Here is a 25,665-nt window from a genome sequence, read left to right on the forward strand (position 1 = left end):
CCCATCCCTTATCCAGAGTAGAGGTTAGCTTATTATGGCATTAGTTTGTTATTGGATTGATCCTAAATTGTTTCAAATTAATATTCAGTGGAATATCGCATTGTAACTGCGCTAATTTATAACTAATTCTGGCAATCTCTTTTCCTTCGGCTAATTTAAGTGCTTGCTTGGCGCCAAGGTTATCTAAAGAACGATATAAATTAGCTAGCGTTCTAAATTTATTGAGTAAATCAGCTGCAGATTTTGGGCCTATGCCCATAATTCCGGGAATTTTATTGCCGCTGTCACCCGCTAATGCAATAAAGTCGAGCATTTGGTATTGCTCTATTCCCAGTTTCTTTTCATATTGCGCAACATCAAAAACGTGCTGATTAAAGTGATCCCACAAGGTGAGATTTTTGGTCGGTAACTGGCTAAAGCCTTTGTCGGTTGACACAATAATCACTTCACCCTTGTTGCTGATCATTTTCATCGCGATGGTGGCGATAACATCATCGGCTTCAGATTGAGCGTCGAAAGAATTGATATCGTGTTCAGCCAGTGTGGCTTTGATATTTACCAGGCCATCACTTAATGCCGTCGGCATGGGTTTACGACCTTTTTTGTAATCACTGTACAGCGTTTTACGCCAAGATGGTTCATTGCCATCCCAAACGACAATGCAATGAGTCGGTTGATGTTGTAACAGCATTTTTTTGGATGCTGCTAAAACACGTTCTTGAACGCTGGTAATATCGTTTTCATCAGGTAGCACCGCATGAATGCGGCGTACGAGATTGAGTCCATCAATAATGAGTAATTTATTCATTGGTTTTTATTATTTCGTAGCAGGGCACGTAAGCGCTGCCTGGCAGTTTCATTCGTTGTTGTTTAACAAAAGCGTTTAATAGCTTATCCATCATTAGCATGAGCTTAGCATCACCTTCAATCTTAAAGGGACCAAACTCTTGAATTAACTTGATGGTATCGCCTTTTACGTTACCGGCGACAATACCTGAAAACGCTTTACGTAAGTTAGCGGCAAGTTCTGCCTTATTTTCTTGAAAATAGAGATTCAAATTTGCCATAACTTCATGGGTCGGCGCAAAGGGTAATTGAAATTCGGGTTCAATTTTGAGTGACCATTGATACTGGTAAGCATCACATTTTTCTTTGCGATAGATTTTTACTTGCTCCATGCCTTGCTTCATTATTTGCGCCACTTTGGCAGGGTCGCCGATAATGATTTGATACTTACTCTGTGCTTCTTCGCCTAATGTTGCCCCGATAAATTCATCGATAACGGCAAAGTATTCAGCACTTTCAGCAGGTCCGGTTAATACCAGTGGAAAGGATGCATGGCAATTTTCTTTATTTAATAAGATACCAAGAAAGTAGAGTAGTTCTTCAGCCGTACCCGCGCCGCCAGGGAAAATGACAATACCATGGCCTAAACGGACAAAGGCTTCTAGACGCTTTTCTATGTCGGGTAAAATGACTAATTCATTAACAATTTGGTTTGGGGGCTCAGCAGCAATAATACTGGGTTCGGTTAAGCCGATATAACGGGCGTTGTGAACTCGTTGCTTTGCGTGGGCAATCGCCGCGCCTTTCATTGGGCCTTCCATAGCACCAGGGCCGCAACCGGTGCAAATATCCAGTCTACGTAGCCCAAGTTGGTAACCTACATCGCGGGTATATTGGTATTCAATAGCATTGATGCTGTGTCCTCCCCAACAAACCACCACATTAGGGTCTTTCATTGGCGAGATTGCTTGAGCATTGCGTAAAATATCAAACACAACATTGGTAATGTGGCTGGCATTACTTAAGTCAATATGCTTTAAATTTTCGTACTTATTGCTGATGTATATAATATCGCGGAGTACTGCAAACAAATGTTCTTGAATACCGACAATGATTTCCCCGTCGACGAAGGCTTGCAGAGGAGGGTTGATGAGTTCAATTTGGATGCCTCTTTCACGCTGTAAAATATTAAGGCTAAAAGATTCATAGCGACTAAACAGGTCTTCGGAACTGTCGCTGATAAGGCCTGAAGCTAACACCGCGAGTGAGCAATTTCGATATAATTGGTAAAGGTCGCTTTTTGCACCTTGTTTCAGACGTTCGACTTCTAATTGAGAAAGCTGATCTAGACTACCACGTGGACTAATTTTTACTATCATAAGCAACTCCTTTGGACTCGAGTGTTTGATGCCGAGTCCAAAGAAAACTGTCTTGGGAGGCTAGATATCAATAACGACTCGGTCTCTGCCGTTGTTTTTTGCTTGGTATAATGCAGCATCTGCTCTTTCGAAAGCTTCTTCAAGCGTTTCGTTTTCCATCACTTGTGCAGCACCTATAGATAATGTAACTGTAATTCTCTGATTTTTAAACTTAAACGGAATATTTTTGATTTTCTCTCTCACTCGATTCAATAGCTGAGAGATATGTTCATCAGTAATATCAGGTAATAGTAATACAAATTCTTCACCACCATAACGAGCAACAAACTCGCTATCGCGTAATGAGTTTTTTAACGCCATAGCAATGACTTGCAGGGTTTTATCGCCGGTACTGTGGCCAAAGCTATCATTAATGCCTTTAAAGTGGTCTATGTCTGTAACGGCTATCCACAGTGGCGTTTTAAAGCGGACATGGTTGCGATACTCTTGCTCCATGCGATCTTCTAACGCAGTACGGTTTGCTAATTGGGTAAGCGGATCGAGTAGGTTGAGCTTTTGATGTTCAAATAGCTTTTCTTTGTAACTATTCGCTTCCTGGCTCATTGAATTGAGCTCTTTACGCATTGTCTCTATTGATTTACGTAAAATGGTTTGTTCACGTTGTTCCAGTGCCTCTTTACGAGACAGTGAATCGCGAAGTGAAGATAACTGCACCGTCAGTTGAATCTTTAATTGGTTAAGATCATCTGCATCTACCACTAACTCGTCGGCATTATTGACGCGTAAATTGATTTCTTTATTTAATTGACCTTTAAGTTGCTCACAACGTTGGTTATTGTTATGGGTGTTGTTGACCACATCGCGAACGATAGTCAGAGCATCATTGAGGGCAAATAAAAAGTCTTGTGATGCGGTTTTTTCGCGAGCAATATTTTCTAATAGTAAGCTTAATATCGATTGGTAAGAATCCAGTAAGTTATTTAAGCTGATATCACCAAGTAACACTTCTTTTATGACTAGAATTTGGTCCCGTTGATCTTTTCTAAATTCAATTTCAGCAATTTTAGCGGCAAGCTCTTTAGCTAGCTGAATATGGTGAGGCAAAATTTCGTAATTGTCGGCATCAGCAAATTCGTGTTTTAAAATTTCTTCATAGAAAAAAATCAGTTTTTCAACTTTGGGAATGTATTCCCATACAGTATGGAATGGTTTGCCTAATTCTTGTTTAAAGTAAGTGATTTCTTTTTTGAGTTTGTCTGGCGCAGAGTTAATTCGTTGGATCTGACGGATCACTCGATTGAGCCCATTACGACTGTCTTCTAAACGAGTCATAGTATGGCTATATTGAGATTTTAATAGTCTTTCGATATCGACGAGTTCAGGTAGTGCCTCGTCAATTTGCTCAAAATTGTGCATATGATGGCGCAATTTAGCCAGTTTATTATCGAGTTCTAAGTTTTGCCCTTTACAAGCAAGACTCAGATGAGTGATAAATTGAATTAATGTTTTCAATTTATCATTACGATCGATATTTATTTCTTCGAGAGCAAGTTTAGCTGCATGGAGCTTTTGCTTCATCAACGAAATTTGAGTTATCGCTGTATTTGACTCTTTCATTTTGCAGTGCCTACTTTCATTCTTCAGCTAAAGGCATCTATTGCCGTGATTAGGATATTAATTTAGACGGCAAATCGAATTTATAGTAATTAACATATCATCGATTAACATTATAGTAATATTATCTCAATAATGTTGTGCAGCAAATCCAATTACCGTACAAAATCTCATAACTGGTCACAATAGCATGTTTATTAATCGATTAGTTTTTCGGCCAGTTGATCTCTTGGGTGTTACGATTACTTTCTGCACGAATGATGCCGCGATTAAGTGCTTGAGTCAGATTTAAATAAAGTGGGCGCATAAAAACAGCCGCTGGAGCGAAATTAAGTGGTCGCAATGACACATAAGCGGGTTGCTCAGTTATTTCCATGGCTGCAGCCAGTGCGTATTGCAATGTTTCAAATTGTAATTCAGCACTGATGCTGGCATCTGGGTTACCCAGTAGTGGCAAATTAATGTGACCAATACTGGCATGTTGGACCGCGGATATGTTAGCAAAATTTGGTATAGTAAATTGGGTCTCATGTAATTGTTTAAGGCAATCAATTGCAGCATGTAAGATATTTTCTGCGTCGTATTGCTTATCGAAATAACATGCAATCATTCCTGAACGTATTATATACACTTCAGTGTCTAGGTGTTTACTGAACAGGCTATTAAAATTTTGCATCAATGCGATAGATTCAGTGAGCCCAAGTTGAATATCAATATTGTTTAATTTATTGATATTCACTAACGCGATCGTTTTAGACTCAGTGTGTTTAAGAGTGCTGATGCGTTGAATAAACGCCCTGTAACCTTGGGTTTGCGTTATCGGGTCTATGGTATTTAAATGTTGGGCGTTAAGGTATAAGGTATTTCGCTGTTGAAATTTTCTGTAGATAAAAAACAACACGATAATCGCAATACTGAAACCGATAATTAATACTAAAATGATAAATTGACTATATTTATTCTTTGCCGTTTGTTGATGTAGTTTATTACGTAATAAACCCAGTTCGAATTTTAATTTTTGTTCAGTGAGTTCAGAAAAATCATTTGTTTGTTCGGTTTTTTGTTGCGATGTGTTGATCAGCTCAACAATGGCATCGACTGTTGCAAGTGCTGCATTGAGGTTGTTTGTTTTGCGATATGCGGTAGATAAATAGCCTAATGCTTCTGTTTGCACATCATTTAAATGTTTCTTTTTAGCCAGTTCAATAGCCTTGCTCGCATGATCAATAGCCTCATTCCACATGCCTTCACTGGTATTTATTTGGGCAAATAGTAGTTCATTATGGACTAAGTAATGTTCTACTTTCCGAGCTCTAAATATATCATTTGCACGTTGCATTACGTTCAATGCTGCTTGGATATTATTTAATTTGAAGTAAGCCTCGCCTAAGTTGTGGTATGTGAGCCCTATGGCGATTTCATTTCCCATACGCTCATTAACTTGCTGGACATTTAAATAATAGTCGATGGTTTTATTCCATTGATCTTGGCCAGCGTAAATCATTGCGATGACCGTCAAGGTCTCTGCTAGGTAGACATCTTGACCTATCGCTTGAAGTATTTCGGCAGCATTATGGGCATATTTTAGGGCATCATCCCATTGTTCTAAATCTCGGTATGTACGCGCAAGATTAAGTTGTGTATGGGCTTTAATTCCGGGGTAATCCAGACTATTGGCTAAACGAAATGCTTCACTGTAGTGCTGGAGTGACTTGGCTTGATCGCCATTAAGATTGTAATAACGACCTAACTGGGTTTCGGCATCGGAGATAAAATAATTATTGTGTAATTGGTAAGCGATATCGCGGTAACGATTTAAGTGAGAAAATGCCGGCGTAGGTTGAAGTAGCAATGAATGTAACATGCTGAGTTGTTCATGAAGTGTTGATTTAAATAGCGTACTTTCTAAACTGACATCTGTATTAACCATATTCAACGCATTATTTGATTCAACAATCACCTGATTATATTCTTGGTTTTGACGGCCTTTAATTCGCGCTTTAAGCATGATGACGACGGCTTGCTCAAGTGTGGTTGATGCAATGGCGTCTAATTGTGTTATGAGCAATTTAGCGTCTTTATACTTAGTAGGTGATGTAAGCTTTGCTTCTAAATTCAGTCGAGCCAGCAGCTCTAAATCGCGATGAAGTTCATTGGGTGGGTAACTTAATTCATTTGCGGCTTGCTCAAATTCCTCCTTATTTGAAAATTGTAAAGGAAACTCTGTGGCCTTCATTAGTTTTGTATACAGCTTTTGAGGATTTTCTTTGAAAAATATTTCTTGCTGCTCAATATCCCTTGCTGAAACCACTGAACTTAATAGTATCGAACATAATATGACCAGAGGAAAACATCGCAGCATAGTAAGAGATACCTTTTATAGTGTTAGTTAACGTGGACTTCATTTTTACGTGGAATGAATAAATAAATTTACCTGAGTCAGATGTTCTCACCGGGTGTTTTCCATTAAATTGCAAATTGCCACTGTGTTAATGAGTCTAGATCGTTATAATTGTTCGGAATTTAAAATAAAAACAATAGAATCATACCAGAAGGAACCTAGAGTGAAACCTACTTCTCTTGCAATTTTAACCAGCAGTGCTATTTTTTCGATGAGTTGGGCAATGCCTGCACTTGCAGATGTCGATTACCATATCGATATTAACCAGCCCACACACCATTTAGCCCAAGTGAGTGTGTCATTCCCTCAAACCAATTCGGATGTATTAACGGTCAATTTACCGGTATGGCGAACAGGTCGTTATCAAGTATTACCCGTTGCAGATGGCGTAAGGTTGTTTAATGCGACCGACAGTAAAGGACAATCATTACCTTGGAAACGCACTGCCAGTGGCGAATGGCAAATCGCCTTAACCAAACCTACATCGGTGAAGGTGACATATCAATTACATGCCAATGAGCTTGGTGATCGTTTACGTCACATTGATAGTAGCCATGCTTTTTTAGATGCCAGTGGTGTATTTATGTATAGCCCTGCATTTCGTCAGCAACCCGTTACGGTCAACATGGAAGTTCCTGAAGGTTGGAAAAGTTACTCTGGCATGGATAAAGGCAGCACATCACATTCATTTAAAGCGGCCAATTATGATGTGTTAGTTGATTCACCGATAGAAACAGGCATAAACCAACATGTCAGCTTTGAGGCTGACGGTCGTGATTACGACGTGGTATTTTGGGGTGAAGGTAATTACGATACTCAAAAAATTGTAACAGATCTCACCAAAATCAGTGGTCAGGCATCGGCTATTTGGCCTGATTATCCATTTAAACGATATGTGTACATGGTGCATGCAACCAGCGGTGCTCGTGGTGCAACAGAGCATCTCAATTCTACTATTATCCAATTACCACGATTTAATTTTCGTGAACGCGAAGATTATTTACGCTTTATCAGTACCGCCTCGCATGAGTTTATTCATACGTGGAATGTTAAAGCTTACCGACCTCAAGGGCTGGTTCCGTATGATTATCAGTCGGAAAATATGACCGATTTACTGTGGATGGCTGAAGGCTCCACCAGTTATTTCCAAAATCAGTTATTGTTACGCGCTGGAGTGATAACCGCCAAAGAGTTCTTTGACGATTTAAGTCAACGTATTGTGCTTAATCAACATAACCCAGGTCGTGAAGTCCAATCTGTCGCAGAAGCCAGTTTAGGCCAGTGGAGTAGCACTTGGGGCGATTATGCGGTTAATCACAGTGTGAATATTTACTCTGAAGGTTACTTGGCTTCAATGGCACTTGATTTTAGTTTGCTAAGCGATACGCAACTTGCTCATTCATATAGAGATGTCCATAAAGCACTTTATCAACAATATAAAATTCCATTAAGTTATAACGTCGCGGACGTGCAATCTATTTTAAAAAATCTTTCTGGTAAAGATTACCAGTCGTGGTGGGCTGAATATGTAAACCAACCGTTTAGTTTATCTTTTGATGACTTGTTGGCACATGCTGGTTTGATCACGACTTATGGTAAATCTCCTAAAACAGAAGTAGATGCCGGAATGATGTTGTCTGGCTTATATAACGATTTAATTATTGCGAGTGTGCTAAAAAATGGCCCCGCTTGGAATGCTGGTGTTGCTGCCGGAGATGAAATTGTTGCTGTTAATGGTTTAAAGGTTACCGCGGATGGTTTAACTAAACGTCTTAATGATTTTAATGTTGGTGATACGATTAAACTAAGCATATTCAGGGATGAGCGGTTAAAGGAAGTGAGTTTACTCCTGACTGAACAACCTAAAGATGACTTATCAATTGCATCCGTAGATAAGGTAACTGATGCGCAGAAAGCGTTTTATAAAGCATGGTTGGGGGTTGAATGGCCGTTTGATGACAAGGGTGAGTGGATTAATACTACTGACTAAAATGTTGATTTGCATATACCCAAACGACCTTGAAATGCAGGATCCAGCATGTGGAGAAGGGACGCTTCAGAAACGATAACAAGCGAACGCTGCGCTCACGGATAAAGCGGTCTCGCGGCTAAGCTCTTGGCTTGTTATCGCCCTTTCGCTCGTCACCGCTTGCTACCTCAAGCGGTTGTGACAGCTTCGCTGTGCTGTCTGCTTTTATAGAATCTAGCCGCGTAGCGTCCTAGCAGCGCAGCGCTCTAAGAATAGTGATATTAATTCTCTTCAATCACTGCCTTGTTCAGTTATCCTACGGGGCTTTGAAACGAGCATGTTGAAGTGGCTTGGTTGAATATGTCATTCAGTATTGAGATGCGAGCCGTTATGATAAATAAAATGCCCTGAGAACAGGGCATTTTTGTATGATGGTTACGCCGGAGGAGCTGTTTCGATAAAAAATGGCTCTTTTTCTATTGTGGCTAAAAATATTTTCAGTTTTGGATAATCTTCGATATCAATCCGTTGGCGGAAAACCGCCCAACTTAAATAACAACCTAAACGCAATTGCACATCATTAAACGGTCCGTATAGAGGTAGTTCGAATTTTTCAAATTCAGCTAGTGTTGCGTTAATGCGTTGTGCTTGTCTGATTGTGTAATCAAAACGTTCAATATCAACGCCATCACGAGACAAGAAAAACAAGTTAATTGAACTGTCTAGAGCAGTGTTGATCATGCAAAACTGATCAAGTTCTACCACGGTATCAAGGTACGTTTTTGATGACTTATGACGGATGTAGCGCAATATAGCGCTTGAATCCGTTAACGATAACTCTCCATCGTGTAAAAAAGGAACCCGTTTTGTAGGGGATAGCGTTGCGCTGCTAGCCTGATCTGTTTCAATAAATTGATAATCTAATGTTGATTCCAATAAGGCTATTCGGCAATGCCGGACAAAGGGAGACGTAAAGCTACCGTAAAGTTTCATGGGATACCCTTATGGTATTAAACGCTTTGCTCTAAAGGACCAAATGCTTGATTTACCGCGTTGACGAAAGCCACTAATTCACTGCCCATCAAGGCAAAGTCAGCGTCTAAACGTGCTAATGGATCTTCGGTACCAACGTCATCACTACCTGCTCTAAACTCTTCAGAAAACTTAAGTCGTTTAATACTGGCATCAGACTGCATTAAAAAAGCAATCGACTGACCAAAATGCAATGCCAATTTGTGCACTTGCTTACCTGTCGCAATATGGGCAAGCACTTCATCTTCTTGAAGCACTTGTTGTTTAAAGCGAACGATACCGCCTTCATCAGAGTCTGACTTAAGCTCGGCTTCATCTTGCATTTCAAATGGCGCCGGTGCTTCACCCGCTTGCAACCATTGCGTTAACGTTGATTCGATTGGTGTGGCATAACTTAGCGGGATAACCGGTAAGCTACCTATCGCTTTACGAAGCAGTGCCAACAACTCTTCCGCTTTAGTCGCACTAGAACTATCAACTAAAATCATTTCTAGCTCAGGCATGATGAGTGCATGAGTTTGGCTACGTCGAGAAAATGCACGAGGTAATAATGTTGTGGTGATTTCGTCTTTAATGGTGTCTTTTTCTTTTTTAGTGACTTTACGATTTTCTAACTCTTCAATCTCTGCCACTTTTTCATCTAAGGCTTCTTTGATTACTTGGCCTGGGAGAATTTTTTCTTCTTTCGTGACGCAAATTAGATAGCGATTTTCGGCACTATGGACTAATGCCTGGCCTTTTTTGCCTAGGGCATTAGAAAAACCAAACTTGCTTATGTCTTGGCTTGAACAAGGAGAGAAAGTGAAATCAGCTAAGGCATTTTCTAATGTTTCGGTATCTGTCGTAAAAGGTTTGTTGAAACGGTACAGGGTGAGATTTTTAAACCACATAGAAGGCTCTCATTAATTAACAGGAAAAATAAGTTACTGCAGTTTACGGGATAGATGCAAAGCGGTAAACCTACAAAAAAACACTAATAATACCACCGCTGTCGTCACTAGGGTTAGAATTCATCAAATTGTCACATTCCCCCAAACTTCCTTGAAACCACCGCTGTAGCTAGATCTACTGCGCAATAATGTGGTTCGGTATGGCAAATATTCATTTTTAATCAAGCATTGCAATATTTCTGAAACATTCGCAAGGCAAAATTCTGCTCGTTCCGATACAACTAACCCAGAATAACCATGACGAAATATGCGTCGAAAGGATGAAATGATGAATGTTTTTTGTAAAACTCTATTAGCCTCTGCAATGGCAGCCTCTTTAGTATCAAGTGCTTATGCGGCAGATCCTTTACAAGTTTATGGAAAATTAAATGTTACAGCACAGTCTAATGATGTTAATGATGAAACTGAAACAACTATTCAAAGTAATGCATCACGTTTTGGTGTAACCGGTGAGTTTGAGTTAAGCAAATCATTAGAAGCTTTCTATACCATCGAATACGAAGTTAATACCGGTGATGATGACAAAGAAAACTTTTTAGCTCGTAACCAATTTGTTGGTTTAAAAGGTAACTTTGGTGCCGTTTCTGTAGGTCGTAACGACACTATCCTTAAAGTATCTCAAGGTAAAGTTGACCAGTTTAACGATTTATCTGGTGACGTAAAAAACATGTTCAAAGGTGAAAACCGTATGGCGCAAACTGCGACATACTACACACCTATGTTTGGTGATTTTCAAGCGGGTGTCACGTATGTTGCATCTGGCGATTCAGACCAAGTTGTTGGTGACAATACAACTGGTGAAGATGGTGTGAGCATGGCTGTAATGTACGGTGATGCAGGTCTTAAAAGTACACCAATATATGCAGCGATTGCTTATGATTCAAAAGTAAAAGGTTATGACACTGCACGTGCAACGGTTCAAGGTAAAGTTGCTGGCTTAGTTATTGGTGGTATGTACCAGCAACAAGAAGCAATAGATAGCGGTGTAACAGATAACGGTTTCTTATTAAGTACAGCTTATGACATCAATGATGTGACATTAAAAGCTCAGTATGTCGACATGGAAAACAAAGGCGATTCATGGTCTGTAGGTGCTGACTACAAACTAGGTAAACCAACTAAACTATTTGCTTTCTACACAGCCAACTCGTTTGATTCAAATGACCAAGATGATAGTTATGTTGGTATTGGTATCGAACATAAGTTCTAAACCAGTCATCATGTGATGGTTAAATCTTCAATCAATTAAAAAGGGCTTAGGCCCTTTTTTTGTTACATTGCATTAACAGCAATGAATTTTTTATGACAGAAAGGCGTATTTAATGCCAGAATCAGCTGTTAGATCATAAATCTGTAACAAAAGTGTCCAATAATAGTCTCGTGGCAAATTAACGTAGAAACCCAATATGACAGCTAGGATATTAATAGTAGAAGATGAATCAGCAATCCGTGAGATGCTGACATTTGTGATGGATCAACATGGTTTTACGACAGCTGCAGCTGAAGATTTTGATTCAGCAATTGAGTTGCTTAAAGAGCCATACCCTGACTTAATTTTATTGGATTGGATGTTCCCTGGTGGTAGTGGCATCCAATTAGCTAAACGTTTAAAGCAAGATGAATTTACGCGTCAGATCCCGATTATTATGCTGACAGCTCGTGGAGAAGAGGAAGATAAAGTCAAAGGCCTTGAAGTGGGCGCTGATGACTATATAACTAAACCTTTTTCACCTAAAGAGCTCGTCGCACGAATTAAAGCCGTTTTGCGCAGAAGCGCACCAACGCGCCTAGAAGAAACTATTGATGTGCAAGGATTACAACTCGACCCTGTGAGTCATAGAGTGACCGTTGGTGACGCCGTGCTCGATATGGGACCGACAGAGTTTCGCTTATTGCATTTCTTTATGACCCATCCTGAGCGAGTCTACAGTCGAGAGCAGTTACTCGATAACGTTTGGGGCACCAATGTGTATGTTGAAGATCGAACTGTCGATGTGCACATCAGACGTTTACGAAAAGCCGTAGAAGAGGGTGGACATGATAAATTGATCCAAACTGTTCGTGGTGCTGGTTATCGATTTTCAACCAGAATGTAATTCGTATTGGCGGCTCGAAAAGTTCTGCCATGCTAGGCAGAGCTTTTTAAAAACTGTTTTTTTCGCTGTCTAGCCATAATAGTCGATTTAGGCTATCTTGTGGTTCCTCGTTAGCCCTAATAATCAGTAACGGCACTGAATGTGTTGGCGGCGTTACTTTCGTATTTAGGTAGCCTATGTTTATCTCGTACTCTGGATATCGTTTATTTTTCCGGTTAGCTATATTGCTTGTTTTATTCATGCTTATCGGCGCTTTATTCAATCAAGTTGTTATCGTTATGCTATTAGGCTCGATTGCATTACTTGTGTGGCATTATCGTCAAATTACTCGTTTAAACTTCTGGTTATGGAAAGATAAAAAGCTTACGCCTCCACAAGGGCGGGGAAGTTGGGAGGGCGTGTTCAATGGAATATATCGCCTGCAGGGCAAGAATCGACGAAGAGTGGGTCAGTTAGCTACGTTGTTAGCCCGTTTTCGTCAAGGCGCTGAGGCCTTGCCTGATGCGGCTGTAGTGCTTGATGCCGAACATAATATTTTATGGTGTAACAAGCTCGCTCAGTTAATCTTAGGCTTTGTTTGGCCTCAGGATAATGGTCAGAGAATTGATAACCTTATTCGCCATCCTGATTTTTCGACTTATATAAAGAAAGCACAATACAAAGAACCATTAGAAATCCCTTCTCCCGTGTCCGATAAGCGTTTACTTGAAATTCGAGTAATGAGCTATGGTGATCGACAATTGCTGTTAATCGCTCGAGATGTCACCCGAATTCATCAGTTAGAGGGTATGCGCAAAGATTTTGTGGCAAACGTTTCCCATGAACTTAAGACCCCATTGACAGTATTACAGGGGTATTTAGAAATTATGCAAACTATGGAAGATGCAGACTCTCCTAATCACAAACCACTATCATTGATGCAGCAACAGACGACTCGGATGCAGTCGATGGTTGAACAGTTATTGGCACTGTCGCGCATTGAAGACGCGGTTGATATTGATTTATCGCAAACGGTCAATATGTCATTGATGATGGAAATTCTTAAAGAAGAAGCTAAAGCTCTTGCTGGCACCGACTATACATTAGTGTTTAATTGCGAACCCGGTTTGAATACCCATGGTAATGAATTGCAATTACGCAGTGCTTGTTCCAACTTGATTTCAAATGCAATACGTTACACCACTCCTGGTGGAACGATTTCGGTTAATTGGAAAAGTGTTGCAACCGGAGCGTTGTTTTCGGTGACCGATACTGGAGTGGGTATCGCTCCACAACATATTAACCGCTTAACTGAACGCTTTTATCGAGTAGATAATGCCCGTTCAAGTAAAACTGGCGGCAGTGGTTTGGGGCTAGCGATTGTAAAACATGCTTTAAACCATCATCACAGTGAGCTTAAGGTGATAAGTGAGTATGGCAAAGGCAGTATCTTCAGCTTTGTTATTCCAGCGCACTTGTTAGTTCGACAATAGCTAGCCTCTAGATTTTCAATCCTTAAAAAACAGCATACGTGCTGTTTTTTTATTGCTGCTCCTCAGTTCAAATGGCAAATGATAATGAGCTAATCAGTTCAAAACCGCTGAGGAGCACTAATGTAATTAGTCTTAGAGAGATGGCGTTGAATCAATCGCTGGTATTGCATAAATTGCATCAATTAAACCGGTATGATGAATGTCATAATGTAGCGTTATTGCTATAATTTTAAGCAGTAATTATCTTGTTTGTAATGTGTTTAGTGGGTGTTTATCTATTGTACTAAATAATTTCTTATTACCTATATCCATTAAGTTGTTGATATTAATTGGCTTTGTTTTTGTTTTGTCAAATAAGACAGTTTTACTGCTGGTGTCACACAACTGTCATGTCAATGTCATAGACTTGTCATCAATGAGGTCGATACTGACTACGTTTTAAAAACTTAGTACGCTTAATTCTGGAGCATTAAAATGAAACTGAACAAACTTGTCGGCGCGATTACTCTTACAGCCGCTGGCGTATTCTCAGCAGCATCAATGGCTGCTATTGACCCTACTTTACCAATATACGAAAAAACAAGTGGTGTTTCTGGTAACTTGTCTTCTGTTGGTTCTGATACATTAGCAAATATGATGACGTTATGGGCTGAAGAGTTCAAACATATTTACCCTAACGTTAATATCCAAATTCAAGCGGCAGGTTCTTCTACTGCGCCACCAGCGTTAACTGAAGGAACTTCTCAGTTCGGCCCAATGAGCCGCAAGATGAAGCCTAATGAAGTTGAAGCGTTTGAAAAGCATTATGGCTACCAGCCAACGGCAGTTCGTGTTGCAATCGATGCGTTAGCTGTATTCGTACACAAAGATAACCCTATAACAGGCTTAAGCATTGAACAAATTGATGCAATTTTTTCTTCTACACATAAGTGTGGCGGTAAAGAAGTTAACCGTTGGGGTGATGCCGGTTTAGATGGTAACTGGGCTGCAAAAGATGTTCAGCTTTACGGTCGTAACTCAGTGTCTGGTACCTATGGTTACTTTAAAGAAAAAGCGTTATGTAAAGGCGATTTCCGTCCAAACGTAAATGAGCAACCAGGTTCTGCTTCAGTTGTTCAGTCTGTATCACAGTCATTGAATGCCATTGGTTATTCAGGTATTGGTTATAAAACTGCTGGTGTAAAAGCGGTCGCTGTCTCTAAGAAGGGTGATAAGTTTATCGAAGCCACAGCTGCGAATGCTGCCGACGGTACTTACCCACTTTCACGTTACTTATATGTTTATGTGAACAAGCATCCTAACAAAGACCTAACGCCAATGGATCGTGAATTCTTACGCTTCGTATTGTCTAAGCAAGGTCAACAAATTGTTGAGAAAGATGGTTATGTTCCATTACCAACATCTGTAATTACTAAAGATTTAGAGAAAGTAGGTATCAAGCTTTAATTAGCGAACTTTCCGTAAACTTAAAAAGGCCTCTTTGAGGCCTTTTTTGTTTTTTTTTGTTGAAAAAAAAATAAAAAAAAGCAACCTAACTAAGAGGTTGCTGCTATTGCTAAGGGCAATACTGTCGATAGATTGTTACTACTATCAAATAGGAGAATGATGATGAACAAAAAAACGCTACTAGCTGTTAATAAAGTAATGCAAATTCGGTTCATATATTCAGACTAGTCATTTTTCAGTTAGTTCCCTTGAATGCAAAAAAGTACTTATTTTTATTTAAAATAAATTTGAGTAGAAAATCCAGATATCAATGTAGCGGTAGACATTAAATGTGAAGGTATTGATCGATAGTCTCCATTAAGTTCAAAGCAGCATAAAACGAAAGTTGGAAGTGCAGAGCTAACTTTGCTGCTTAATAAATCTATATGCCTTGAATTGACAAGCGTTGTTACTCTGAGTGACTCGGTATTAATGCGGCTTTTTACAGCATATTTTTGGTGATGCTAATGCTATTATCTTTGCTAGATTTCATGTTTTATTGCCTTTGTAAGGATATTTTGTGACTGCAAAATGGAACGAACAACACGATTACCATTCAAGTGCCAATACTGATGCTTTATGCGTGCATCATCTTGAACTTAATATTGTGGTTAATTTTGACTTGCAGCAACTCAATGGCGTTGCCCGGTTGCAGTTTACCCGAAAAATGGCTGCACTTTCATTAGTGCTAGATTGCCGAGACTTGATCATAGAAGGTATCACCGACAGCGACGCTAATGTGTTGTCATATTATGTGAGTGATGTGAATGCCATATTGGGTCAAAAGCTGGTTATTGATGTGGGTGAACGATTAACTGAGGTGGTCATCCATTATCGTACATCAACAACTGCCCAGGGGCTTCAATGGCTTACTCCGGAACAAACCTTAGGCAAACAATTGCCTTACCTGTTCAGCCAATCGCAACCCATTAATGCTCGTAGCTGGATACCTTTACAAGATACCCCAAAAGCACGCATAACCTTTAATGCGACAGTTACCGCTCCGCAAGGTTTACGCGTGGTAATGAGTGCTGAAAATAACCCTAAATTGCCAGATAATGGTGTGTTTACCTTTTGCATGAGCAAACCCATTCCAACACATTTATTAGCCATTGCTGTTGGAGAGTTAAGCTTTCAAGCCACTGGACCTCGAAGTGGTATTTATACTGAACCCGCTATGCTTGCTGCTGCAGTTAAAGAATTTGAAGATACTGAATCAATGATCTTAATGGCAGAGTCCATACTCGGGCCTTATGCTTGGGGGCGTTATGACATGATTGTTTTGCCACCGAGTTTCCCTTTTGGTGGTATGGAAAATCCTATGCTGGCATTTATGACTCCCACGCTAATTGCTGGGGATAAAAGTCTTGTGTCCACGGTTGCTCATGAATTAGCCCATTCATGGACAGGTAATTTAGTCAGTAATGCGACTTGGCGAGATTTATGGCTTAACGAAGGATTTACCACTTACTTTACCAATCGTATTGTTGAAGCTATTTATGGTAAAGAGCAGGCAGAACTCGAATGGGTTATCGAGTACGGACGTTTGCAAGAGGAAATGGAATCGACTCCCTTAGTCAACCAAACTCTACCCGCCAATGTCCAAGACCAAGATCCTAATCTGGCATTTAATCGGTTTACCTACGATAAAGCATCGATGTTTGTTCATGAACTTGAAAGCCGATTAGGCCGGCCTGCATTCGATAGCTTTCTATCCCAGTATGTTGAGCATTTTTCGTTTCGCGCGATTACTACCGAAACATTCATTGATTATGTAAAACAGACATTGCTGGTGGAACATCACGATAAATTAACCCTGCCAGAACTCAATGAGTGGGTATACGGGCAAGGATTACCACTATGGTTTAAAGGCCCTACATCAAGCAGCTTGGATAAAGTTGACTTGGCTGTGGAAGCTATTGTCAAAGGCGCTTTGGCAAGTGAGTTGTTGGTGAGTGAGTGGCGAGTTCATCACTGGCAGTATTTTCTGACTCAATTACCGTTAATGGTAAGCCAAGCCACGTTATTAGATTTAGATGATACTTTTACATTAACAAACAGTCCCAATGCCGAAATAGCGTGTGATTGGTATCGCGTTGCCATCCGTAATCACTATGATCCTGTATTACCAGCATTAAGTGATTATTTATGCCGCATCGGCAGAGGTAAATTTGTTAGACCTTTGTTTGTTGAATTACAAATAGCAGGCTATCAACAAGAATTAGCTGAAATCTATAAAAAAGCTCGTGCTGGTTATCATCCTTCATTGCAAATTCAGTTAGATAATTTACTCAATTTTTAACAAGAAAATGTTATGACCTTTTACATCAAAAAAAGACAAAAAAAATGGCAGCCATATTGGCTGCCAAAATAACTCTTTCCGGGTTGTCATTAACGGTGCGCTAGCGTGTTAAAACTTCCCAATGGGGATGATGATGAACATTAAAACGGTGTAGCAGTAACTCAATCTTAACTGAAGTTTGAGGTAAGTAGGATAAATCACTAAGCAGTGTCATCAATTAACTCCGGGGGAGAAGGCTAACTCATCATACTGCACTTACTTCAAACTACATTTTAATCATTACATACTTGTTCGTACAATAAATAAGACCGGGTGATATCAGGAAAGTTCACAAAGAAAATGAAATTTTTTAATTTATTTTTGTGATAGTCACTTTTTTGAACCCTTTGGTCGATATTCTTGGGGAAAGGATACGTTTTTTTAATTAAAAATAGCGTTAGAGTTAACCTAAATTCGATAATATAGATTATTAAAGCTATCGTTATTAGGTGCTTAAGTTTTTTGATTCTGAGGTGAACTCAAGTAAGTGATGGGTTACGCATATGACCGCGGCAAATATTGATGATGAGGCGTTTTGGTTTTATTTATGTAAAGCAAAAATAAACCTAAAAAAAGGGCAACCAATTTGGTTGCCTAAGTCGTTCTTTGTGGGGGGCGATTAACGGTGCGCTAGCGTGTTAATACTCCCCAAATAGGGATGATGATGAACAATAAACATTAAACGGTGTAGCAGTAATTCAATCTTAACTGAAGTTTGAGGTAAGTAGGATAAATCACTAAGCAGTGTCATCAATTAACTCCGGGGGAGAAGGCTAACTCATCATACTGCACTTACTTCAAACTACATTTTAATCATTACATACTTGTTCGTACAATAAATAAGACCGGGTGATATCAGGAAAGTTCACAAAGAAAATGAATTTTTTTAATTTATTTTGTGAGAGTAATTTTTTTTGATCTATATGGTCGATATTCCCTGGAAAAGGTTTCGTTTTTTTAATTAAAAATAGCATTAGAGTTAACCTAAACTTGATTTTTTTGTTTTTATAAATGCTTTTTAATCAGTTGTTTATTCTGATTCTGAGGTGAATTCAGGTAAGTGATGGGTTACGCATATGACCGTGGCAAATATCGATGGTGAGGCTTTTTGGTTTTATTTATGTGTAGCACAAAATGAACCTAAAAAAAGGGCAACCAATTTGGTTGCCTAAGTCGTTCTTTGTGGGTCGTGATTAACGGTGCGCTAGCGTGTTAATACTCCCCAAATAGGGATGATGATGAACAATAAACATTAAAACGGTGTAGCAGTAACTCAATCCTAACTGAAGCTTAAGGTAAGTAGGATAAATCACTAAGCAGTGTCATCAATTAACTCCGGGAGAGGAGGTTAACTCATTATGCTGCACTTACTTCAAACTACATCTTCTTCGTACAATAAATAAGACCGAGCGTAATTAGGAAAGTTCACAATAAAAATAATTTTTTTACATTTATTTTGTGAGAGCAAGGTTTTTTGCTTTCTTAGCTGGTTTTTCGAAGGATTTATTAGGTTTTTAAGAGCTAAAAATGGCATTTAAATGAACCGAAACTCGATATTATAGTTTATCAAAGTCTTTATAATTAAGTGCTTACTTATCACTATGCTAGTTATACCAATCCTATTAAATATGTGATCTTTCAGCGGGAGTTCAAAGTGCTGTAGGCAAGGCAGATGATTGAAGCGAATAGTGATTCTATTTTGAAAACATCTAACGAAGCATAAAGTACTTTGAAACCCGCCAGAAAGGAGTCTCTCAGGTATTCCACTTCTGTGTTGCATCGATTTAAAAGGGAACAGCCATTTCTACATCAATGCGCCTTGAATTAAAAAACCTGAGAGACTCTGAACTGATCAGATATTTAATGAGATTGGTATTATAGCTCTGAGGTGTACTCAAGTAAGCTATTGCTTCTGTATATGGTCGCGGTAAATATCGATGATGATGCTATTTTGGGTTTTATTTGTGTAAAACACAAAATGAACCTAAAAAAAGGGCAACCAATTTGGTTGCCTAAGTCGTTCTTTGTGGGTCGTGATTAACAGTGCGCTAGCGTGTTAATACTCCCCAAATAGGGATGATGATGAACATAAAACTGTCGCGACAAGCAAATACAAAAGTCAGTAATCAAACCTTTGGATACACACTAAAACGTTGGAGGAAGACGCTTAGCGAGTACATGTTCTTACTTGTTACATATAGTCTGACTAGTGCTCGTTAGAATAGTTCATTAAATAATAAAAAAATTTAAAAATAGATAATCAATGGGCTTTACTCATCATTGGTAGTTGCACGTGGTTCTATGTAAATGACGTTTATCGTGGCATAACATCTGCTGTCTCGAGAGCCTAAAAATGGGTTTTACAAAATTTTTTTCAAGCTCCCAGACCAGGTTACCCAATATCGAAATCGACTTAGCGAAACTCATTAGCTTAATTACTGTGAGTTAAACGACATCACCTATTTAGGTGTAGTGATAAACATGCGCAGTGCTAGTTAGCCCCCATCTCTTAATAATAGCTGGGATAAATCGATGAGAATGGTTTTATTTCATGTTGGTAATATCAAACTTGGCTAATATTGCTTTGCCTATTTACGCTACTTGCCTATTTACGATCATAGGGCGCATTGACACATTGCTGTGTGTTGAGAGCAAGCCAATGCGGTGAAGTTAGCTGGTTATGATCTTATGTTGATGAGCTTCCCTATATAGAAAACACATCACTAAGGTAGACCTAAGTTAGACCATGCAACTCATTCTAGTTGCGTTGTACAATCAACAGACATAAAAAAAGGCAATCAAATGACTGCCTATCGATCGACTTAGCGATCAAGGGGACCGCGCTAGAAGTCCCAGGGAGATGATGAACAAAAGTGAATATCACTGTTACTAAGTTGGAGTGCCTAATGGTTTAAAAGTTCAATATAAATGAATTCTTTTATCAAAATAGTGAGATTAATTTTATACTGATTATTTTTCAGTGGCTTAAGAGTTTACTTTTTCTAACGGTTTTTCATTGTTTGAGTACTTCTATTCGAAAATATCGTTAAATGAAAATATGGCAGACTTTAGATGTTCACTTACCAGGAACTGACTAAGCCGTGAGCAAAAGCAGGGTGATTATCATGACATCAATCACCCAAAGCCATTCTCATTGATTATCGGCCTTCGATTACACGATAGAGGCTATGGCTATCTAAGCAGTTTTTCAATGACAGCGTTAAGGTCTTCTGGTTTTGTTGTTGGTGCATATCGTTCAATCACGTTTCCTTGTTTATCGACTAAAAACTTAGTGAAGTTCCATTTTATTGACTCACTACCTAAAAGGCCTTTGGCAGACTTTTTAAGATGTTGATATAACGGATGGCTGTTACTGCCATTGACTTCAATTTTACTGAATAATGGGAATGTCACGCCAAAGTTTAGTTCGCAAAATTGGCTGATCTCATCTTCATTGCCTTGTTCTTGCTTGCCGAATTGATTGCAAGGAAAGCCTAAAATAACTAAACCGCGATCTTTATACTGTTGATATAGTGCTTCAAGTGCTTTGTATTGTGGGGTGAAGCCACATTTACTTGCTGTATTAACAATAAGCAAAACGTGATCTTTAAAATTCTCCATAACAACATCATTGCCTTGAATGTCTTTTACGGAAATAGGGTAAATAGCTGCGGTCATGTGATGCTCCTTTATATGAAAGATAAACTATAATGTGAAAATGCTTAGCTGGCAATTAAGTTGTTGGCAATCTAATTTATCTGTTTGCTTATCAATACCAATTTCAATATAGTTGCGCATATTTTACTATCAAGAATTAAGGGCGGGCTGATGAGTGAATTAAAGAACGAACTTAGTTCTGAAGATGAAATTGACACCAGTTCACAACCGCAAGCTGATGTCAGTCAAGTGGTTCATTTGTTAACTGAAGCTGAAGGTGATGAACAGGCCGAAATGTTCAGTGAAATCTTGACTGAAGCAGAACCAGGCACAATTGCTTTATTATTAGAATCGTTACCACTTGATGAACGTTATGAACGTTGGCAGCAAGTCGATGTTGAAGAGCGTGTAGACGTTCTAAACTTAATGCGCGCCGATCCTCGTTTAGGCATTGTTAAGAAAATGCCAGATGAGGAACTAGACTTACTCTTTTCTCAATTAAGTCCTGAAGACCTTATTGAATGGAGTGATTCATTACCTGACAACATTACCGATCGTGCATTAGCACAGATGGGTGAACGTCAACGTAAGCACTTCGAACTGTATGATCAATATTCTGAAAATGAAATCGGTCGTTATGCTGATCACCAGATGTTGGCATTAAGTCTTACCTCTACCGTCGCGCAAGGACAACGCTTTTTTCGTCGTATTGACTTAGATTGTAATGACCATCTATTTTTAGTAGATAAAAACGATAAATATTTAGGTACAGTGCGTCGTTATGACGTTTTCAGAACTGCGGATCTTGATACTCAATTGCAGGCGTTAAAATGGGATGACAGCCGAGTTATCTCTGCCGATTCATCTTTAATCGAAGCTGCCGAAGCCATTGAGCATAGTCGCGAACTTGAATTACCGGTTGTCGATGAAGATGGTATATTAATTGGGCGAATGACACTGCGAACTGCTACAGCATTAGTGCGTGAACATTACGAAGCACAATTAATGGCAACTGCTGGTATGGATGAACACGACGATTTATTCGCCCCGATAGTGGTGGGTGCAAAGCGTCGTGCCGTGTGGCTAGGGATAAACTTACTCACGGCATTTTTAGCATCTGCTACTATTGGATTATTCGAAAATGTATTGTCGCAAGTGGTCGCGTTAGCGGTATTGATGCCAATTGTGGCTTCAATGGGTGGCATTGCAGGTAGCCAGTCGTTAACGTTAATGATCCGCGGTATGGCAATGGGTCAGATTTCTGCTGGTAACGTGATGTCGTTGATGAAAAACGAACTCGGTATCGGTGCGCTAAATGGCATGTTGTGGTCGATTGTCATCGGTATTATTGCCGGATGGTGGTTTAACGATACGATAATGGGCGTCGTTATTGCCTGTGCTATTTTAGTTAATATGGCTGTTGCTGCTATTGCTGGTGTGATGGTGCCGATGATTTTACAGCGCTTTAATCAAGACGCAGCTTTATCTGGTTCAGTTATTCTGACCACAGTGACTGACGTTGTAGGCTTTTTTACTTTTTTGGGGTTAGCCACCATATTTTATCTGTAAAAGGTCAATTTCAGAGACATCGAAATACACTGATTCAATACTGCTAACGCTTTACTTAAATGGTCTTGAGTTTCTCAAGGCCATTTTTTTCAACAAAAAAGCAAGTTGCAGGCAACTTGCTTTTTAAACTTGATGAGAAAATTCTGTTAAATTATTTCCACTTAGCAGGCGCGAACTCCATTTCTGCATTATCGTCAAAGTAACGGCGCTTAGTATCTCGGCGACGCTGTTTTACTTTTTTCGATTTTGGTTTTCCCTTGATGTTATCGCCCCATGGCGCATCATCTTCATCAAATTCAAATGAGTGTGACATTTTCAACATTCCAGATAACTGTACCTCTGTTGGTACAGCCTCTTTTTACCTAAAGTTAATGACAAGCTAAAGCGAAATATTTCATCCTTGATGGTAAAAATTATTGCACGTAAAAATGACACTGATATGACAATTCATTTTTTACTTTAAATAATTAAACTTTACTAAGCACCAATTCATTAAGGCATTGAGCTAATTGTTGTTGCCAAGGTTTGGGCATGGAGATTGAGTGCGATAAGCGGGTGTCTAACACACTGAAAGTGGGCCTATTAACGATAGATGCATATGGTTCTGATGTTATAGGCTGCAAATAAATTGATTGAGGTAATAAGCCTAACGCTATTCCTTGTGTTTTGATCTCTTGAGCAAACTCATACCAAGTACACTTACCTGCATTACTCCAATGGTAAATAACTGACCATTGTTTTTGTGAACACAGTTTCCACAGAAAAGTGCAAAGTCGTCAACGGCAGTCTAATGAGCAATGAATATCTATTTAATTGTGCTCCGAAGAGTTATTAAAAAGCTTTCAGTACTTTGATTATAAGAGTCATACTTCATTGTTAGTTTATTCTGATTTGCTGACCTAGCCCTTCGATTTTATCGACTCTATATCGCTCTGCGTCTGGGCCTGTAATTCGCCTAAATTTTACATCTAACAAATATAAGTGATCGGAATAGACTTGATAAATATGTCCACGATCTAAAATGATAATGTTACCACTTTTATCCCACTTAAATGTTCCGCTGCCACGATAAGGATTGGGATCAGTGCCTAGACGAATAGTGTGGATGGTATATTGGTTCGGTTGGATTAGTTCAAGAGTGGTATCCATTCCATCGCAACTCGGGCATGGGAATACACCATGATACACACCTTGCCATTGCAAAGTGTTTTGACTACTTGAAGTTGTATCTATAGTCGAGGTGTCTTGCTGGCCGCAGCCGACGATTGTTAATATAATCACTAACCATAAATTTTTCATCTAAAATCCTTTTAGATACAAAATTGTTACGAATGTGACGCTCGGCAGTTCTGGTTTTATGTGTCTCAAGTGAATGATCAACAATTTAAAATAATATTCACTTTTATAAACGTGACTATGTAAAACATGTCTATTTGACTCAAGCTAAACCAGTATGACGAGGATGACTTTAATATAGATAACCAAAGCGCACTCACGCTTTTATCATCAATTAATCCCGATGTTAATTCTTGATGTTAATTCTCGATGTTAATTCTTGATGTTAATTCTTGATGTTAATTGTTGATGTTAATATATAGGTATATCATAGATTTTGAGTATTAACGGTTAAACTTTAGTCTGTATATCGAAAAATTGTTTTATTTCATCAATTCTATCCATTGCATCTTGATAACCTAAATCAATCAAGGTGGTGGTATAGCTTTTTTCGAATAATAAATACGACACAATACTCGAGTCAGACTGTCTGTTAATACCAAATAATTTCAATAAAGTTCTGATTGCAAAAGGCATATCATCATAGAACCGTTCTGCAATTCGGCTTAAATCTTGACTAGGTTTTATCACTAAAGTATCAATATGACGCAAGTTCAAGGTTTCACGGTCTTGTGGGGATATCATTGATAAGGTGCTGTTGACCCGTTGCAGACGCTCTAAGTCGCTGTTCAATGTGTCCGAGAAAATGGTATCTAATAAATGTCCGGCGATTGTTGCTGTTTTAGGGTGATATTCAAACTCGATGGGAAAGTGTTTGTGTGGACTGTCTAAATTAATCACAAATATTTTACTCGCACCTAGGTGGATAGGGCTTGATAGTGGCGATAATTGATGGACGGATCCATCACCATAATAGGCTTGATTAAGTTTAATTGATGGGAATACCATCGGAATTGCTGAGCTTGCAAGTAAGTGCTCAGTATTTAATAAACTGCGAATACCAACTCGTCTAGCACGTTGCCAATCATCAATGTGTTCGTTACCTTGATAGAAAGTATATGAACGTGAATTGTTGTAGCATGATGAGTCGATACTGATAGCTTTGAGTGCATCATTACCAATATTACGATCAATTCTTTTAAAATCGATAAGGTTATTCAGCAACTCTCGTAATGGTTGATTATCCAGTAGGCTGCCAGCATCAGTATTGACTTTGTCATCTTGTAGACCTTTAATTGCCATTCGTCCCAAATGTCTCAACACTTGAGGGATCGAAGTGCGATAGACTTTATGGGTTTCAAAATGACGCCACACCCAGTCCAGTTTTTTTATGGCCAAATGGAAACAAGATGCGTGGGTCGCTATCGATATTGCATTAATAGCACCTGCAGATGTACCACAAATAATATCAAATGGAACATTATGGTTGCGTGGGTAAAACTGCACTAACGCTTTTAATACGCCAATTTGATAAGCCGCCCTTGCTCCACCACCTCCAAGTACTAATGCTGTTGATACTGGCAATATCGGTCCTTTAATCGGTTAAGTTTGTTTGATTCTAGTATGAATTCTTTTTGTGTTCTACACCAGTTACCAATAAGTCGACTATGCTATTTATTGTCTATCCTTTATCTTCACTATATCTATTATCGAGGTTAATACTTTGAGATGAAAAGTT

At 39.1% G+C, this 25,665-nt stretch carries 18 protein-coding genes; 7 read left to right on the forward strand and 11 right to left on the reverse strand.

Going from position 1 to position 25,665, the window contains the following annotated elements; genetic code table 11:
• Positions 1–40: 40 nt before the first annotated feature.
• The 4 genes from xni to AAEY98_RS15890 all read right to left on the reverse strand — a co-directional run bounded on the left by xni (position 41) and on the right by AAEY98_RS15890 (position 6,015).
• A complete protein-coding gene (gene xni, locus AAEY98_RS15875; RefSeq protein ID WP_101086493.1) occupies positions 41–808 on the reverse strand; it encodes a flap endonuclease Xni in 768 nt (255 codons plus the stop codon).
• Complete coding sequence (gene ppnN, locus AAEY98_RS15880) at positions 801–2,165, reverse strand: nucleotide 5'-monophosphate nucleosidase PpnN (protein ID WP_192116290.1); 1,365 nt, start codon at positions 2,163–2,165, stop codon at positions 801–803. Before ppnN ends, xni begins: the two co-directional genes overlap by 8 nt.
• A gap of 60 nt (positions 2,166–2,225) precedes the next feature.
• Positions 2,226–3,782, reverse strand: a complete 1,557-nt coding sequence (locus AAEY98_RS15885) for a sensor domain-containing diguanylate cyclase (RefSeq protein ID WP_101086495.1) — start codon at positions 3,780–3,782, stop codon at positions 2,226–2,228.
• Positions 3,783–3,984: 202 nt separating this feature from the next.
• A complete protein-coding gene (locus AAEY98_RS15890) occupies positions 3,985–6,015 on the reverse strand; it encodes a tetratricopeptide repeat protein (RefSeq protein WP_351018112.1) in 2,031 nt (676 codons plus the stop codon).
• A gap of 328 nt (positions 6,016–6,343) precedes the next feature.
• Between AAEY98_RS15890 and AAEY98_RS15895 the strand changes: the two genes are divergently transcribed.
• The gene (locus AAEY98_RS15895) at positions 6,344–8,170 is read left to right on the forward strand and encodes a M61 family metallopeptidase (RefSeq protein WP_351018115.1); all 1,827 of its coding nucleotides are present in this window, start codon (positions 6,344–6,346) and stop codon (positions 8,168–8,170) included.
• A gap of 414 nt (positions 8,171–8,584) precedes the next feature.
• Here AAEY98_RS15895 and AAEY98_RS15900 read toward each other — a convergent pair whose 3' ends face one another.
• Positions 8,585–9,142: a glutathione S-transferase family protein gene (locus AAEY98_RS15900; protein ID WP_162023579.1), complete on the reverse strand. Its 558-nt coding sequence runs from the start codon at positions 9,140–9,142 to the stop codon at positions 8,585–8,587.
• A gap of 17 nt (positions 9,143–9,159) precedes the next feature.
• Complete coding sequence (rdgC, locus tag AAEY98_RS15905) at positions 9,160–10,071, reverse strand: recombination-associated protein RdgC (RefSeq protein WP_101086499.1); 912 nt, start codon at positions 10,069–10,071, stop codon at positions 9,160–9,162.
• Between the two features lie 325 nt (positions 10,072–10,396).
• On the opposite strand from rdgC, the gene AAEY98_RS15910 reads away from it, so the two are divergent.
• The 5 genes from AAEY98_RS15910 to AAEY98_RS15930 all read left to right on the forward strand — a co-directional run bounded on the left by AAEY98_RS15910 (position 10,397) and on the right by AAEY98_RS15930 (position 17,486).
• Complete coding sequence (locus AAEY98_RS15910) at positions 10,397–11,341, forward strand: porin (protein ID WP_101086500.1); 945 nt, start codon at positions 10,397–10,399, stop codon at positions 11,339–11,341.
• A gap of 196 nt (positions 11,342–11,537) precedes the next feature.
• The gene (gene phoB, locus AAEY98_RS15915; RefSeq protein ID WP_011638217.1) at positions 11,538–12,227 is read left to right on the forward strand and encodes a phosphate regulon transcriptional regulator PhoB; all 690 of its coding nucleotides are present in this window, start codon (positions 11,538–11,540) and stop codon (positions 12,225–12,227) included.
• Positions 12,228–12,403: 176 nt separating this feature from the next.
• Positions 12,404–13,699, forward strand: a complete 1,296-nt coding sequence (phoR, locus tag AAEY98_RS15920) for a phosphate regulon sensor histidine kinase PhoR (RefSeq protein ID WP_162023578.1) — start codon at positions 12,404–12,406, stop codon at positions 13,697–13,699.
• Between the two features lie 474 nt (positions 13,700–14,173).
• Positions 14,174–15,145 carry a PstS family phosphate ABC transporter substrate-binding protein gene (locus AAEY98_RS15925; protein WP_351018118.1) on the forward strand — a complete coding sequence of 324 codons (972 nt, stop codon included), beginning with the start codon at positions 14,174–14,176 and terminating at the stop codon, positions 15,143–15,145.
• A gap of 559 nt (positions 15,146–15,704) precedes the next feature.
• A complete protein-coding gene (locus tag AAEY98_RS15930; RefSeq protein WP_351018121.1) occupies positions 15,705–17,486 on the forward strand; it encodes a M1 family metallopeptidase in 1,782 nt (593 codons plus the stop codon).
• A 3,231-nt stretch (positions 17,487–20,717) separates the two neighbouring features.
• Here AAEY98_RS15930 and AAEY98_RS15935 read toward each other — a convergent pair.
• Positions 20,718–21,203, reverse strand: coding sequence for a glutathione peroxidase (locus AAEY98_RS15935; RefSeq protein ID WP_182744738.1), 486 nt, complete (start codon positions 21,201–21,203; stop codon positions 20,718–20,720).
• Between the two features lie 150 nt (positions 21,204–21,353).
• Here AAEY98_RS15935 and AAEY98_RS15940 point away from each other — a divergent pair, with 150 nt between their 5' ends.
• The gene (locus AAEY98_RS15940) at positions 21,354–22,751 is read left to right on the forward strand and encodes a magnesium transporter (RefSeq protein WP_101086525.1); all 1,398 of its coding nucleotides are present in this window, start codon (positions 21,354–21,356) and stop codon (positions 22,749–22,751) included.
• 151 nt (positions 22,752–22,902) lie between these two features.
• Here AAEY98_RS15940 and AAEY98_RS15945 read toward each other — a convergent pair whose 3' ends face one another.
• From AAEY98_RS15945 to AAEY98_RS15960, 4 genes are all read right to left on the reverse strand, one after another.
• Entirely contained in the window at positions 22,903–23,064 is a 162-nt protein-coding gene (locus AAEY98_RS15945) for a hypothetical protein (protein ID WP_041413129.1), read from the reverse strand.
• Between the two features lie 154 nt (positions 23,065–23,218).
• Positions 23,219–23,512 (reverse strand): sugar nucleotide-binding protein, encoded by a 294-nt coding sequence (locus AAEY98_RS15950; RefSeq protein WP_351018152.1) that lies wholly within the window; start codon positions 23,510–23,512, stop codon positions 23,219–23,221.
• Positions 23,513–23,627: 115 nt separating this feature from the next.
• Entirely contained in the window at positions 23,628–24,050 is a 423-nt protein-coding gene (locus tag AAEY98_RS15955) for a copper resistance protein NlpE (protein ID WP_335692444.1), read from the reverse strand.
• 327 nt (positions 24,051–24,377) lie between these two features.
• Positions 24,378–25,511, reverse strand: coding sequence for a patatin-like phospholipase family protein (locus AAEY98_RS15960; RefSeq protein WP_101086528.1), 1,134 nt, complete (start codon positions 25,509–25,511; stop codon positions 24,378–24,380).
• Positions 25,512–25,665: the final 154 nt, after the last annotated feature.

This window comes from Shewanella sp. AC91-MNA-CIBAN-0169 (assembly GCF_040310165.1).
GTDB lineage: Bacteria > Pseudomonadota > Gammaproteobacteria > Enterobacterales > Shewanellaceae > Shewanella.

Excerpts from the sequence above, each read along its gene's own strand:
- phoR (WP_162023578.1), top strand. The coding sequence starts at position 12,404 with ATGTTTATCTCGTACTCTGGATATCGTTTATTTTTCCGGTTAGCTATA.
- rdgC (WP_101086499.1), bottom strand. The coding sequence starts at position 10,071 with ATGTGGTTTAAAAATCTCACCCTGTACCGTTTCAACAAACCTTTTACG.
- AAEY98_RS15955 (WP_335692444.1), bottom strand. The coding sequence starts at position 24,050 with ATGAAAAATTTATGGTTAGTGATTATATTAACAATCGTCGGCTGCGGC.
- AAEY98_RS15925 (WP_351018118.1), top strand. The coding sequence starts at position 14,174 with ATGAAACTGAACAAACTTGTCGGCGCGATTACTCTTACAGCCGCTGGC.
- AAEY98_RS15890 (WP_351018112.1), bottom strand. The coding sequence starts at position 6,015 with ATGAAGGCCACAGAGTTTCCTTTACAATTTTCAAATAAGGAGGAATTT.
- AAEY98_RS15885 (WP_101086495.1), bottom strand. The coding sequence starts at position 3,782 with ATGAAAGAGTCAAATACAGCGATAACTCAAATTTCGTTGATGAAGCAA.
- phoB (WP_011638217.1), top strand. The coding sequence starts at position 11,538 with ATGACAGCTAGGATATTAATAGTAGAAGATGAATCAGCAATCCGTGAG.
- AAEY98_RS15900 (WP_162023579.1), bottom strand. The coding sequence starts at position 9,142 with ATGAAACTTTACGGTAGCTTTACGTCTCCCTTTGTCCGGCATTGCCGA.
- AAEY98_RS15945 (WP_041413129.1), bottom strand. The coding sequence starts at position 23,064 with ATGTCACACTCATTTGAATTTGATGAAGATGATGCGCCATGGGGCGAT.
- AAEY98_RS15910 (WP_101086500.1), top strand. The coding sequence starts at position 10,397 with ATGATGAATGTTTTTTGTAAAACTCTATTAGCCTCTGCAATGGCAGCC.
- AAEY98_RS15935 (WP_182744738.1), bottom strand. The coding sequence starts at position 21,203 with ATGACCGCAGCTATTTACCCTATTTCCGTAAAAGACATTCAAGGCAAT.
- ppnN (WP_192116290.1), bottom strand. The coding sequence starts at position 2,165 with ATGATAGTAAAAATTAGTCCACGTGGTAGTCTAGATCAGCTTTCTCAA.
- xni (WP_101086493.1), bottom strand. The coding sequence starts at position 808 with ATGAATAAATTACTCATTATTGATGGACTCAATCTCGTACGCCGCATT.
- AAEY98_RS15940 (WP_101086525.1), top strand. The coding sequence starts at position 21,354 with ATGAGTGAATTAAAGAACGAACTTAGTTCTGAAGATGAAATTGACACC.